Raw genomic sequence first — 12,555 nt, 5'->3', positions numbered from 1 at the left:
TCTAGCCAGAACGACGGCAATGTGCAACGCGCAATGTCGTGACATTAAGGCGCATTTGGGAAAAATAAGGATCGCCGGACCGCATCAATCCTGGGTCTTCGGAAAGCGATACCACTTTTCGGGATCATGCGCTAAGCGTCTCGGCATGAGAGATGTGAGCGAAAAGCAAGCTGCGGACGACAAGGTCGCCGTGGTCATTGTTGCCGCCGGCCGCGGCGCGCGCGCCGGACAGGCCAATGGGCCGAAGCAGTATCAGCAGATTGGCGGCGGCGCCGTCATTGCACGCACACTCGACGCCTTTCTGACGCACCCGAAGATTGGACCTGTCGTTGTTGCTATCCATGCCGATGACGGCGCGCTTTTCCACCGCGCCGCCGGCGCGAACGCCGACCATGTCCTCGCTGTGACCGGCGGTACGTCACGGCAGGAGTCCGTCCGCCTTGGACTGCTGGCGTTGAGAAGCCATGCGCCGGGCCGGGTCCTGATCCATGATGCGGCTCGGCCGTTTGTCGACGCGGAACTGATAGACCGCACGATCGCCGCCATTGGCGAGCGCCAGGGAGCACTGCCTGCCTTGCCCGTTGCCGATACGCTCAAGCGCGAAACGGCCGAAGGCATGATCGGCGAAACCGTGTCCAGGGCCGGGCTTCATGCTGCACAGACACCGCAGGGCTTTCCGTTCTGGCCGATCCTGGCTGCGCACGAAAAGGCTCATCACCTGGGCAAAGCGGATTTCACCGACGATGCGGCAATCGCCGAATGGGCGCATATTCCGGTGAAGATCGTTCCCGGCTCGCCGGACAATGTCAAACTGACCTGGGCACGGGATATTGCAATGGCGGATCAGCGGCTTTCCAGCGCCTCACGTTTTCCCGACATCCGAACCGGCAATGGCTATGACGTCCATGCGTTCGAGCCCGGCGACCATGTCACCCTGTGCGGCGTCGCCATTCCGCACGACAGGAAGTTATCCGGCCATTCGGATGCCGATGTCGGCCTGCATGCGTTAACCGACGCCCTGCTCGCCACCTGCGGCGCAGGTGACATCGGTACGCATTTCCCGCCCTCCGACCCGCAGTGGAAAGGGGCCGCTTCACGCATCTTCGTCGAACACGCGGCCAAGCTGGTGCGCGCGCGCGGCGGGCGCATCGCCAACGCCGATATCACGCTTATCTGCGAGGTGCCGCGCGTCGGCCCGCATCGCGAGGCCATGACCGCAGCGCTTTCGGCAATGCTGCGAATTTCGCGCGATCGCATCTCGATCAAGGCGACAACCAATGAGAAGCTCGGCTTCGTCGGCCGTGAGGAAGGCATAGCGGCCATCGCGACCGCCAGCGTTGTATTTCCAGGGGATGTCCCTGAATGAGCAATAGCGATCTCGCAGATGCCCTGCTTCAGGCCTGCCAGCAGCGCGGCATCATGCTGGTGACGGCCGAGAGCTGCACCGGCGGCATGATCATCGCCGCGCTGACCGACATCGCTGGCTCTTCCGCGGTGGTCGATCGCGGCTTCATCACCTATTCCAACCAGGCCAAGACCGAGATGCTCGGCGTCTCGGCCGCTACGCTCGAGGCGCATGGCGCGGTCTCGCGCGAGACTGTGGTGGAGATGGCGGCCGGAGCCTTGGCCCATTCGCCGGCCGGGCTCGCCCTGGCGGTGACCGGCATCGCCGGACCGGACGGCGGCTCTGCGGAAAAACCTGTCGGCCTGGTCTGGTTCGGCGTTGCCGTGGCTGGGCGGCCGGTAGTCAGCGAATGCGAGCTGTTCGCCGACAAGGGCCGTGATTTCATCCGCCGGGAGACGGTCCGGCATGCCCTTGAGCTGGGTCTGCGCGCGCTCGCTGCGGATCAGGCTGCCGATGGCGCGTCGTAGATGATTTCGGCCCGTTTCTCGAACGCCTCGGAGAACATGCGGAAGGCGCGGTCGAACATGGTTCCCATCAGCGCACCCAAAATGCGGCTCTTGAACTCGTAGTCGATAAAGAAGCAGACGTTGCAACCGCCGCCCTCCGCCGGGTCGAAGCGCCAGACATTGCTTAGATATTTGAATGGGCCGTCGATGTATTTGACGTCGATGGCATTCTCGTCAGGCTTCAGCAGCACCTGCGTGGTGAAAGTCTCGCGGATCGCCTTGTAGCCGATGCTCATGTCGGCGATGAGCAAGGTGCGTCCGTCGCGTTCCTTGCGTGAGCGAACCGTCAGTGCCTCGCAAAGCGGCAGGAATTGCGGATAGGATTCGACATCGGCGACCAGAGCAAACATCTGCTCCGGCGTATGCGCAACGCGGCGATGGGCTTCGAATTGTGGCATGAAACCAGAACGTTAGGCGGTCTTTTTGAGAAGCGCCTCGCGCGCCGCCCGCAACCTGGCGAAATCGTCGCCGGCGTGGTGCGACGAGCGCGTCAGCGGGCTCGACGCCACCAGCAGGAAGCCCTTGGTCCTGCCGATCGTCTCGAAGGACTTGAATTCCTCAGGCGTGACGAACCGGATCACCGGATGATGCTTCTTCGAGGGCTGCAGATATTGGCCGATAGTCACGAAGTCGACATTGGCCGAACGCAGATCGTCCATCAGTTGCAGGATTTCGTTCCGCTCCTCGCCAAGGCCAACCATGATGCCGGACTTGGTGAAGATCGAGGGGTCAAGCTCCTTGACCCGCTGCAAGAGCCTGATGGAATGGAAATAGCGCGCGCCCGGCCGAACCGTCAGATAGTTCGACGGCACGGTCTCCAGATTGTGGTTGAAAACGTCGGGCTTGGCCGCCACCACAATCTCCAGCGCGCCTTCCTTGCGCAGGAAGTCGGGCGTCAGGATTTCGATCGTCGTCAGAGGCGTTGCCGCCCTGATCGCACGGATGACCTCGGCAAAGTGCTGAGCTCCGCCATCGGCGAGATCGTCGCGATCGACTGAGGTGATGACGACATGGCTTAGGCCCATTTGCTTGACGGCGTGTGCGACACGCGCCGGCTCACCGGGATCGAGTGCGGTCGGGATGCCGGTGGCGACATTGCAAAAGGCGCAGGCCCGCGTGCAGATCTCGCCCATGATCATGAAGGTGGCGTGCTTCTTCTCCCAGCACTCGCCGATATTGGGGCAGCCCGCCTCTTCGCAAACCGTCACCAGTTTGTGAGACTTCACGATTTCGCGCGTCTCGGCATAGCCTTTCGACATCGGCGCCTTGACGCGGATCCAGTCAGGCTTGCGCAGTACGTCCTGATCCGGCTTGTGCGCCTTTTCGGGATGCCGCAGGCGCGGCGCATTGGCAATCGTGTCGAGGACGGTGACCATGTGAAACCCGGCTCATTGGCAAGCGCTTGTCCGGCGCTCGCTCTATTCACGTCATCTAGGACTTTTCGGCGAAAAGAAAAAGGCCGTGATCGCGCATGGCGCGCTGGCCTTTTTCGCATAGCAAGTGCCGACACAGGTCAGCGGCGCACCAGTCGTCCCACCGCAATCAGAATGCAGGCGCCGATGAAGCCGGTGATCAGATAGGCGATCCAGCCGACGCCGAAGATGCCGATGTTCAGGGCCTGCAAGATGGCGTTCAACACGATTGCGCCGACAATGCCGAGAATGATGTTCATGAGGATGCCGGTATTGCTCTTCATGACCATCTCGGCGAGCCACCCCGCCAGTCCGCCGATGATGATGGCTGCTACCCAGCCCACGCCGTTCATTTCCATATGCCCTCTCCTTGTATGATGGATGATGCGTGCGAAACGAATTGCTCTGCCGTCGAGTTCCTTTGTGTCTTCCGCGTGAGACTCGCCCAATTAATTTATCATGCATTCAGTGCGCGACCATAGGCGTCGAGTACACTCTCCTTCATCATCTCCGACAGCGTCGGGTGCGGGAAGATCGTGTGCATCAGCTCTTCCTCGGTGGTCTCCAGGTTCATCGCCACGACGAAGCCCTGGATCAGTTCTGTTACCTCTGCGCCGACCATGTGGGCACCCAGCAACTGGCCGGTCTTCTTGTCGAAAATGGTCTTGACGAAGCCTTGGTCCTCGCCGAGCGCAATCGCCTTGCCGTTTGCGGCGAACTGGAAGCGGCCGACACGGATGTCCTTGCCGTCTTCTTTCGCTTTGGCTTCCGTCAGTCCGACCGAGGCGACTTGCGGATTGCAATAGGTGCAGCCCGGGATCTTCAGCTTGTCGGTGGCATGCACGCCGGGGAAATTGGCGATCTTTTCCACGCACACCACGCCTTCGTGCTCGGCCTTGTGGGCGAGCATCGGCGGTCCGGCGACGTCACCGATGGCATAGATGCCGGGTACGTTGGTCTTGCCGTAGCCGTCGACGACGACGCAACCGCGTTCCGTCTTCACGCCGAGCGCCTCGAGCCCGAGATTCTCGATATTGCCTTGCACGCCGACGGCCGAGATCATGCGGTCGGCCGTGATCTTCTCGACCTTGCCGTCCTTCATCTCGACATGCGCGGTGACCGAGTTAGTGCCCTTCTCGACCTTGGTCACCTTGGCTTCGAGCATGATCTTCATGCCCTGCTTTTCGAACTGCTTTTGCGCGAATTTCGAGACTTCGGCGTCCTCGGCCGGCATCACGGCCGGCAGCAGTTCGACCACCGTCACCTCCGCGCCCATGGTGCGGTAGAAAGAGGCGAACTCGATGCCGATGGCGCCTGAGCCCATCACCAGCAGCGATTTCGGCATCTCTTTCGGCACCATTGCCTCGAAATAGGTCCAGATCAACTTGCCGTCAGGCTCGATGCCGGGCAGCGCGCGCGGCCTGGCGCCGGTCGCCAGGATGATGTGCTTGGCGCTATAGGTGCCCTCGCCCTTGACGCCCTTGGGCGCCGGCGGCTGCGGCTCCATCGGCTTCTTCGACGATTTCGACACGACGATCTCGCCAGGTTTGGTCAGCTTGGCTTCGCCCCAGATGACGTCGACCTTGTTCTTCTTCATCAGGAAGCCGACGCCGCCGTTGAGCCGCAGCGAGACCTTTCGCGAGCGATCGACGACGGCGGCTGTGTCGACGCTGACCTTGCCATCGATCTTCAGGCCGTAGTCCTTCAGATGATCCGAATAGTGCATAATCTCGGCCGAGCGCAGCAGCGCCTTGGTCGGAATGCAGCCCCAGTTGAGGCAGATGCCGCCAAGGTGCTCGCGCTCGACGATCGCCGTCTTGAAGCCAAGCTGGGCCGAACGCACTGCAGTGACATAACCGCCGGGGCCGGAGCCGATGATGATGACGTCGTAGTTCTCAACCACGGCTTTCTCCTTCACAATTCCAACATGACGCGCACGAGCGGCGCCAGCGCTTGCCCGACGTTCCGCGTGTTTCCTGCGTCGAGGTGGACGCCGTCGAGCGGCGTGGTTTTGGCCACCCCGCCGGCATCGAAGAAGCCGCAGCCGGCCTCGTCGGCAAGAGCGGAATATTGCGGCGCCAGCCGCTTTGACGCGTCATCGCCGCCGGCGAACATTTCCTTGAACTCAGCGTTTTCCGTGCGGCTGACTACGGGCGGCGCGACGATCAGGATCTGAGGCGCCGGCCAATCGAACGGGTAATCGTGACCGCGCACGATATCGATCAGCCGTTGCATGCCTTGCTTGGCCGCGACCGGATTACCATGAATCCACGGCTTCATATCGTTGGCGCCGAGCATGATGATGATCAAGTCGATCGGTGCGTGCGTCGTCAGGATTGTTGGCAACAGCCTTGCGCCATTGCGGTCCGCCCCGGCCAAGTGATCGTCGAAGGCGGTGGTTCGGCCATTCAGGCCTTCGGCGATGACCTCGACGCCGCCGCCCAATGCTGCCTGCAGCACGCTCGGCCAGCGATCCGCCGGCGGATGACGGCCAAGGCCTGCCGCGTCATAGCCCCAGGTCAGCGAATCGCCATAGCAGAGGACCGTCTTCATGTGCCTGCCCGGCCGAAACTTGGTTGCGTGCGCCCCAATCGCCAGCGCACGAAAAGCCACTGGACCAGCACCGTAGCGATGCCTGGCAGGACGAGACCGGCGACGATAGGAAGATCGCTCGACCACTGGCGCTTGCTCGGCAGCTGGGAGAAAGTCCAGCCGATCAGGGCAACTCCAATGAGCACAAAAAATGCTAACCCTATGATCGCGGTCAGTTTTGTTGCCCGTCGTGGGTCCGACATGAATTGTGCGATGAAGAATGCGAGCGTCGCGAAGATGGTGACGAGAGCCGAGATCATGAATACAAGGATGTACTCCACGTCGGCATTGGTTGCGACGGCGAGCCACTGCACAACCAATCCGCCGGCCAAACCGGAAAGAAAGAAGGCAAAAAGGCTGGTGAAGAATTTCCGCACCGCCCTGTTCCCCTCTCTTAGACCAGCATGCCCATCGGATTTTCGATCATACGCTTGAAGGCGACGAGCAGCTCGGCGCCTAGCGCACCGTCGACTGCGCGGTGATCGGTCGACAGCGTCACCGACATGATTGTCGCGATCTTGATCTCGCCGTTCTTCACCACTGCGCGTTGCTCGCCGGCGCCGACCGCCAGGATCGTCGCATGCGGAGGGTTGATGACGGCAGAAAAATCCTTGATGCCGAACATGCCGAGATTGGACACCGCCGTGGTGCCGCCCTGATATTCTTCCGGCTTCAGCTTGCGGCTGCGGGCGCGGCCGGCAAGATCCTTCATCTCGTTGGAGATGACTGACATCGTCTTTTCGTCAGCACGCCGGATGATCGGGGTGATCAGGCCGCCGGGGATCGATACGGCAACGCCGACATCGGCGTGCTTGTGCTTGATCATGGCGTTTTCTGTCCACGACGCATTGGCATCCGGAACCGCCATCAGCGCCATGGCAAGAGCCTTGATGACCATGTCGTTGACCGACAGCTTGTAGGCCGGCGTTTCGCCCTTCTCGGTCTTCTTCACCGGCGCGGCCGCATTGATCTGCGTGCGCAGGGCTAGAAGTGCGTCGAGCTCGCAGTCGAGCGTCAGATAGAAATGCGGGATGGTGGTCTTGGCTTCGACCAGCCGCCTCGCAATGGTCTTGCGCATATTGTCGTGCGGGATCAGCTCGTAGGAGCCTTCGGCAAACAGTTTGAGCACCTGCTCGTCCGACATCGCTTTGGGTGCTGCGGCCGCAGGTGCCGGAGCGCCGGCGGGCGCCGCTTTTGCCGCTGGTGCCGCCTTGGCGCCGCCACTGGAAATTGCGGCATCGACATCGGCCTTGACCACGCGACCATGCGGGCCGGAGCCTGTCAGCACCGCGACATCGACGCCGGCTTCCCTGGCAATGCGCCGGGCCAGCGGCGAGGCGAAGATGCGCTCACCGCTTGCATGGCCGTTGGCGGTAGGCGGCGCTTCCGCCTTGGCTGCAGGTGCGGCAGGCTCCTGCTTCGGCGCTTCGGGCTTTGGTGTTTCAGCTTTGGAGACGTCCGCTTTCGGAACCTCAGCCTTTGCCGGCGTAGCGGCGTCACCGCTTTTCGCGGCAGAAGCAGCATCCTCGCCCTCGGCCGCCAACACCGCGATCAGCGCATTGACCTTGACGCCTTCAGTGCCCGCCGGAACCACCAGCTTGGCGACCGTGCCTTCGTCGACGGCTTCGACTTCCATCGTTGCCTTGTCGGTCTCTATCTCGGCAATCACGTCTCCCGGCGAGACCTTGTCGCCTTCCTTGACCAGCCACTTGGAAAGGTTGCCTTCTTCCATCGTGGGCGAAAGCGCCGGCATGGTGATGTTGATCGGCATTTTTCCTCCTCAGTTCCGCCCGGTTAGCGAACGGTGCTGGATATTGAACTGCTCCGACATTCTACCTCGGTAGCCTTCTTCCAATGCCTGAAGCGTCTCGATTTCAGGGATGCCATCTTGTTCCAGTCTCATCCTGGCTATGTGCATGCCGACATCAGCGAGCACCATGCCCCAGTTGTGAGCGTTTGGCCCAAAGAGGTCTTGCATCGTGACGACCGCGTCCGAACCAATCCAGACGCGGAGTATTTCATCGAATTCGCTATTCTCGACGACCACCGCGGGAACTTCTAGTTCGCGCGACATCTCGTTACCCCCGGTACGTCACGGCTTTGACCGCCTCGACGACCTCGCCGAAATTGGGCAGTGCCAGCTTTTCGAGATTCGCGGCATAGGGCATCGGCACGTCCTTGCCGGCTATGGTGATGACCGGTGCGTCGAGGAAATCGAAGGCGCGCTGCGAAACCTGGTTGGCGATATGGTCGCCGACCGAGTTCTGCGGAAAGCCTTCCTCGACCACCACCAGGCGATTGGTCTTCTTGACCGAGGCGATAATGGTGTCGAAGTCGAGCGGGCGGATGGTGCGCAAGTCGATGACCTCGGCATCGATGCCCATGCCGCGCAACTCCGCCTCGGCCTTGATCGCGTAGGTCATGCCGATGCCGAACGATACGATGGTCACGTCCTTGCCGGATTTGTGAATGCGCGCCTTGCCGATCGGCAACACGAAATCGTCCATCTTTGGCACGTCGAAGGAATGGCCGTAAAGGATTTCGTTTTCGAGGAAGATGACCGGGTTCGGGTCGCGGATCGCCGCCTTGAGCAGACCCTTGGCGTCGGCGGCGGTATAAGGCATCACCACCTTCAGGCCGGGAATATGGCTGTACCAGGCGGCATAGCATTGCGAATGCTGCGCGGCGACGCGGGCAGCCGCGCCGTTCGGGCCGCGAAAGACGATCGGGGCGCCCATCTGGCCGCCGGACATATAGAGCGTCTTGGCGGCTGAATTGATGATCTGGTCGATCGCCTGCATGGCGAAGTTGAAGGTCATGAATTCGACGATCGGCCTCAGGCCGGCCATCGCCGCGCCAACACCAACGCCGGCAAAGCCGTGCTCTGTGATCGGCGTATCGACCACGCGCCGCGGACCGAATTCTTGCAACAGGCCTTGCGTGATCTTGTAGGCGCCCTGGTACTCGGCGACTTCCTCGCCCATGACAAAGACATCGCCATCGCGGCGCATTTCCTCCGCCATTGCATCGCGCAAGGCTTCACGCACTGTGGTCGAGACCATTTCGGTGCCGGCCGGGATGTCCGGATCGGCGGCAATTTCCAGCTTGGGCGCGGCGGCAACAGGCGCTGCCGCTTCGTTCTTGGCCGGAGCAGCAGCGGGGGGCGGAGCGGCAGCGGGCGCTTCCGCTTGCGACTTGATAGCCTCCTCGCCGATGCCTTCGCCTGCCTCGTCGATGTCTTCGCCATCGACGGCCAGCACAGCGATCAGCGTGTTGACCTTGACACCCTCGGTGCCGGCAGGAACCACGATCTTGGCAAGCGTGCCGTCGTCCACGGCTTCGACTTCCATCGTTGCCTTGTCGGTCTCGATCTCGGCAATGGCGTCACCGGCTACGACCTTATCACCTTCTTTCTTCAACCATTTGGAAACATTACCCTCTTCCATGGTCGGCGAGAGGGCGGGCATGAGAATTTCGATCGGCATGTCCTTGCCCTCTCGTTAAAGTACGATGTCGGTCCAGAGCTCGGACGGATCCGGCTCCGCGTCGTTCTGGGCAAATTCTGCGGCGTCGGCGACAACGTCGCGGACTTCCTTGTCGATGGCCTTGAGTTCGTCCTCACTTGCCCATTTCTTATCGAGCAGCCGCGCTTTGACCTGTTCGATCGGGTCACGTTCGGAGCGCATTTTCTGCACTTCTTCCTTGGAGCGGTATTTTGCCGGATCCGACATCGAATGGCCGCGGTAACGATAGGTCTGCATTTCGAGAATGAGCGGCCCATTGCCGGCGCGGCACCATTCGGCGGCGAGGTCGCCGGCGGCCTTCACGGCGCGCACATCCATGCCGTCGACCTGGATGCCTGGAATCTTGAAGGAGGCGCCGCGGTGCGAGAAATCCGTCTCGGCCGAAGAGCGCGAGACCGAGGTGCCCATGGCGTAGCGGTTGTTCTCGATGATGTAGATCACCGGAAGCTTCCACAGCGAGGCCATGTTGAAGCTTTCGTAGACCTGGCCCTGGTTCGCGGCGCCATCGCCGAAATAGGTCAGCGTCACATTGTTGTTGCCGCGATAACGGTTGGCGAAGGCAATGCCGGTGCCGAGCGACACTTGCGCGCCGACGATGCCGTGGCCGCCGTAAAAATGCTTCTCCTTGGAGAACATGTGCATCGAGCCGCCCTTGCCCCTGGACAGGCCGCTACGGCGCCCGGTCAGTTCGGCCATGACGCCGCGCGGCGACAACTCCATGGCCAGCATATGACCATGGTCGCGATAGGCGGTGATCATCTGGTCGCCATCGATCAGCGCCATCTTCATGCCGGTAACGACCGCTTCCTGGCCGATGTAGAGGTGGCAGAAACCGCCGATGAAGCCCATGCCGTAAAGCTGGCCGGCCTTTTCCTCGAAGCGGCGGATGAGCAGCATGTGCCGGTAGGCGGCAAGCTCCTGGTCCTTGGTGAACTCAACAGGCTTTGGGGTGGAAAGGCCCGGCGTTTTGCCGTCGGATTTGGATTTGGCAGGCGCTCTTCTGGTGGCGGTGGCCATGCATCACTCCCTGTTGGCGTCTCTTAGCGGACAGCGAGGGAGATCAGTTCTCCCACCGATTTGAGGCAGGCTAACATGCAGGGAAGGCTTTCGCCATGCCGAAAACGCATGGCTGTCATGCATCTAAGCAATTAAAATCATTGCAAATATCGCTGATTAACTGAGATCAGGTTATCTTGCGACCGGCAGCATGATGGTGATCTCGTCGGCGTGCGACAGATTAAGTGCCTTGCGCGCCTGCTCGTCCAGCATGTCCTTCTCCAGCGTGCCCTCATGCATCAGCTGAACGCGGCGCTCGAGGTCGATCCGGCGCGCCTTGACGGCATCGAGCCTGCCCTGCAATTCGGCAGTCTCGGCTTCGAGCTGATACTTGGAATAGATGCCGAACTCGCCATGATAGGCATGGAAGCCGAAATAAGTCAGGAACACCACGCAGAGCGAGGGGATGATCAGCCGGCCGGTGTTTCTTTGCTTGTGCTGGCGTGTCCACATGGTCCGAATCCTCTACGCCGCCTTTGTCGCCCGATTGTGCTTAATGGACGGTTACAGACCGTTGGATTCAGAGCCAGGAAGCAAAAAAGGGCGGGAATGTCCCCGCCCTCGCCGCCGCGGATTTTCTCTCGAAAATTAGCTTTTCACGATGGACTTGCCGGCATATCGCGCCTGCTTGCCGAGCTCCTCCTCGATGCGGATGAGCTGGTTGTACTTGGCCATGCGATCCGAGCGTGACAGCGAGCCCGTCTTGATCTGCCCGCAATTGGTGGCAACGGCGAGGTCGGCGATGGTCGAATCCTCGGTCTCGCCCGAGCGGTGCGACATCACCGCGGTATAGCCGGCCTTGTGCGCGGTCTCGACGGCGTCGAGCGTTTCGGTAAGCGAGCCGATCTGGTTGACCTTGACCAGGATCGAATTGGCGACACCCATGCGGATGCCGTCGCGCAGCCGCGCCGTGTTGGTGACGAACAGATCGTCGCCAACCAGCTGCGTTTGCTTGCCGATGAGATCGGTCAGTATTTTCCAACCGTCCCAGTCATCCTCCGCCAGGCCGTCCTCAATGGTGATGATCGGGTAGTCGGCAGCAAGCTTGGCCAGATATCTGGCCTGCGCCTTCGGGTCGCGGGTTTTCCTCTCGCCTTCATAGACGTAGTTGCCATCCTTGAAGAATTCGGTCGCCGCGCAGTCGAGGCCTAGCGCAACCTCCTCGCCGGGCTTGAAGCCAGCCTGCTCGATCGATTCCATGATGAAGTCGAGCGCGGCCGGCGCGCTCTTCAGGTTGGGGGCAAAGCCGCCCTCGTCCCCGACATTAGTGTTGTGGCCGGCGTCCTTCAGCTTCTTTCGCAGCGTATGAAAGATCTCCGAGCCCCAGCGCACGCCGTCGCGCAGCGTCGGCGCGCCGATCGGCAGGATCATGAATTCCTGGAAATCGATCGGGTTGTCGGCATGCGCGCCGCCATTGATGATGTTCATCATAGGCACCGGCAGCACATGGGCCTTGGTGCCGCCGACATAACGGTAGAGCGGCAGGTCGGCCGCTTCGGCCGCGGCCTTGGCCACCGCCAGCGACACGCCGAGGATGGCATTGGCGCCGAGCCGGCTCTTGTTGGGCGTACCATCGAGTTCGATCATGGTCTGATCGATATGGATCTGATTCTCTGCCTCCATGCCGCCGATCGCCTCGAACAGCTCGCCGTTCACCGCCTCGACCGCTGTCAGCACGCCCTTGCCGAGATAGCGGGGGCCGCCATCGCGCAGTTCGACCGCCTCATGCGCGCCGGTCGAGGCACCAGACGGCACCGCGGCGCGACCCATCGAGCCGTCTTCGAGCACGACGTCGACCTCGACGGTCGGATTTCCGCGGCTGTCCAGGATTTCACGCCCGACAATGTCGATGATGGCCGTCATTGCGATGTCCCCGATTGATCGATTGAAGCGTCGCGCACCTCTTAGCCAAAGTGCCGCAAAACGCAATCGGGGCACTTGCAAATATTGCCCGCGCGCTACGGGATTCACGAAGCACGAAGCGCTGTCATCATTTGTCATACGCGGCATGCCGGTTTCTGGTTTATGGCTGTTGTCGCGCGGGGCGAAACAGGAGGAGT

General features: G+C 61.4%; 14 protein-coding genes. 2 read left to right on the top strand and 12 right to left on the bottom strand.

The window, feature by feature from the left end; genetic code table 11:
* Positions 1 to 145: 145 nt before the first annotated feature.
* Positions 146 to 1,366 (top strand): bifunctional 2-C-methyl-D-erythritol 4-phosphate cytidylyltransferase/2-C-methyl-D-erythritol 2,4-cyclodiphosphate synthase, encoded by a 1,221-nt coding sequence (locus NKG60_RS08950; protein ID WP_352666811.1) that lies wholly within the window; start codon positions 146 to 148, stop codon positions 1,364 to 1,366.
* Positions 1,363 to 1,872, top strand: a complete 510-nt coding sequence (locus tag NKG60_RS08945; RefSeq protein ID WP_352666813.1) for a CinA family protein — start codon at positions 1,363 to 1,365, stop codon at positions 1,870 to 1,872. Before NKG60_RS08950 ends, NKG60_RS08945 begins: the two co-directional genes overlap by 4 nt.
* Here NKG60_RS08945 and NKG60_RS08940 read toward each other — a convergent pair.
* From NKG60_RS08940 to eno, 12 genes are all read right to left on the bottom strand, one after another.
* A complete protein-coding gene (locus NKG60_RS08940) occupies positions 1,848 to 2,309 on the bottom strand; it encodes a type II toxin-antitoxin system RatA family toxin (protein WP_352666816.1) in 462 nt (153 codons plus the stop codon). The genes NKG60_RS08945 and NKG60_RS08940 overlap by 25 nt on opposite strands.
* Positions 2,310 to 2,321: 12 nt before the next feature.
* On the bottom strand, positions 2,322 to 3,287 hold the full coding sequence (gene lipA, locus NKG60_RS08935; protein WP_352666818.1) for a lipoyl synthase: 966 nt from the start codon (positions 3,285 to 3,287) through the stop codon (positions 2,322 to 2,324).
* A gap of 137 nt (positions 3,288 to 3,424) precedes the next feature.
* Complete coding sequence (locus tag NKG60_RS08930; protein WP_292655302.1) at positions 3,425 to 3,682, bottom strand: GlsB/YeaQ/YmgE family stress response membrane protein; 258 nt, start codon at positions 3,680 to 3,682, stop codon at positions 3,425 to 3,427.
* 98 nt (positions 3,683 to 3,780) lie between these two features.
* Positions 3,781 to 5,226: a dihydrolipoyl dehydrogenase gene (gene lpdA / locus NKG60_RS08925; RefSeq protein ID WP_352666821.1), complete on the bottom strand. Its 1,446-nt coding sequence runs from the start codon at positions 5,224 to 5,226 to the stop codon at positions 3,781 to 3,783.
* An 11-nt stretch (positions 5,227 to 5,237) separates the two neighbouring features.
* Positions 5,238 to 5,876, bottom strand: coding sequence for an SGNH/GDSL hydrolase family protein (locus NKG60_RS08920; protein ID WP_352666824.1), 639 nt, complete (start codon positions 5,874 to 5,876; stop codon positions 5,238 to 5,240).
* Positions 5,873 to 6,292 carry a hypothetical protein gene (locus NKG60_RS08915; protein ID WP_352974857.1) on the bottom strand — a complete coding sequence of 140 codons (420 nt, stop codon included), beginning with the start codon at positions 6,290 to 6,292 and terminating at the stop codon, positions 5,873 to 5,875. Before NKG60_RS08915 ends, NKG60_RS08920 begins: the two co-directional genes overlap by 4 nt.
* A 17-nt stretch (positions 6,293 to 6,309) precedes the next feature.
* Positions 6,310 to 7,686: a pyruvate dehydrogenase complex dihydrolipoamide acetyltransferase gene (locus NKG60_RS08910; protein WP_352666830.1), complete on the bottom strand. Its 1,377-nt coding sequence runs from the start codon at positions 7,684 to 7,686 to the stop codon at positions 6,310 to 6,312.
* 9 nt (positions 7,687 to 7,695) lie between these two features.
* Positions 7,696 to 7,989, bottom strand: coding sequence for a DUF5076 domain-containing protein (locus tag NKG60_RS08905; RefSeq protein WP_036262673.1), 294 nt, complete (start codon positions 7,987 to 7,989; stop codon positions 7,696 to 7,698).
* 4 nt (positions 7,990 to 7,993) lie between these two features.
* Complete coding sequence (locus NKG60_RS08900; RefSeq protein WP_352666833.1) at positions 7,994 to 9,400, bottom strand: pyruvate dehydrogenase complex E1 component subunit beta; 1,407 nt, start codon at positions 9,398 to 9,400, stop codon at positions 7,994 to 7,996.
* A gap of 15 nt (positions 9,401 to 9,415) precedes the next feature.
* Positions 9,416 to 10,456: a pyruvate dehydrogenase (acetyl-transferring) E1 component subunit alpha gene (pdhA, locus tag NKG60_RS08895; protein ID WP_352491368.1), complete on the bottom strand. Its 1,041-nt coding sequence runs from the start codon at positions 10,454 to 10,456 to the stop codon at positions 9,416 to 9,418.
* Positions 10,457 to 10,627: 171 nt separating this feature from the next.
* Positions 10,628 to 10,948: an FtsB family cell division protein gene (locus tag NKG60_RS08890; protein WP_292655325.1), complete on the bottom strand. Its 321-nt coding sequence runs from the start codon at positions 10,946 to 10,948 to the stop codon at positions 10,628 to 10,630.
* A gap of 135 nt (positions 10,949 to 11,083) precedes the next feature.
* Positions 11,084 to 12,358, bottom strand: a complete 1,275-nt coding sequence (gene eno, locus NKG60_RS08885; RefSeq protein WP_352666837.1) for a phosphopyruvate hydratase — start codon at positions 12,356 to 12,358, stop codon at positions 11,084 to 11,086.
* Positions 12,359 to 12,555: the final 197 nt, after the last annotated feature.

Source organism: Mesorhizobium sp. M1428 (assembly GCF_040317515.1).
Taxonomy (GTDB): domain Bacteria; phylum Pseudomonadota; class Alphaproteobacteria; order Rhizobiales; family Rhizobiaceae; genus Mesorhizobium.
Note: the sequence above shows the minus strand (reverse complement) of the source record. Positions and strands in the feature narration are given on the sequence as shown.

What these genes read in the sequence shown, in the direction of transcription:
- NKG60_RS08900 (WP_352666833.1), bottom strand. Translation starts at nt 9,400, where the DNA reads ATGCCGATCGAAATTCTCATGCCCGCCCTCTCGCCGACCATGGAAGAG.
- NKG60_RS08940 (WP_352666816.1), bottom strand. Translation starts at nt 2,309, where the DNA reads ATGCCACAATTCGAAGCCCATCGCCGCGTTGCGCATACGCCGGAGCAG.
- NKG60_RS08910 (WP_352666830.1), bottom strand. Translation starts at nt 7,686, where the DNA reads ATGCCGATCAACATCACCATGCCGGCGCTTTCGCCCACGATGGAAGAA.
- NKG60_RS08905 (WP_036262673.1), bottom strand. Translation starts at nt 7,989, where the DNA reads ATGTCGCGCGAACTAGAAGTTCCCGCGGTGGTCGTCGAGAATAGCGAA.
- NKG60_RS08890 (WP_292655325.1), bottom strand. Translation starts at nt 10,948, where the DNA reads ATGTGGACACGCCAGCACAAGCAAAGAAACACCGGCCGGCTGATCATC.
- eno (WP_352666837.1), bottom strand. Translation starts at nt 12,358, where the DNA reads ATGACGGCCATCATCGACATTGTCGGGCGTGAAATCCTGGACAGCCGC.
- NKG60_RS08945 (WP_352666813.1), top strand. Translation starts at nt 1,363, where the DNA reads ATGAGCAATAGCGATCTCGCAGATGCCCTGCTTCAGGCCTGCCAGCAG.
- pdhA (WP_352491368.1), bottom strand. Translation starts at nt 10,456, where the DNA reads ATGGCCACCGCCACCAGAAGAGCGCCTGCCAAATCCAAATCCGACGGC.
- NKG60_RS08930 (WP_292655302.1), bottom strand. Translation starts at nt 3,682, where the DNA reads ATGGAAATGAACGGCGTGGGCTGGGTAGCAGCCATCATCATCGGCGGA.
- NKG60_RS08950 (WP_352666811.1), top strand. Translation starts at nt 146, where the DNA reads ATGAGAGATGTGAGCGAAAAGCAAGCTGCGGACGACAAGGTCGCCGTG.
- lipA (WP_352666818.1), bottom strand. Translation starts at nt 3,287, where the DNA reads ATGGTCACCGTCCTCGACACGATTGCCAATGCGCCGCGCCTGCGGCAT.
- NKG60_RS08920 (WP_352666824.1), bottom strand. Translation starts at nt 5,876, where the DNA reads ATGAAGACGGTCCTCTGCTATGGCGATTCGCTGACCTGGGGCTATGAC.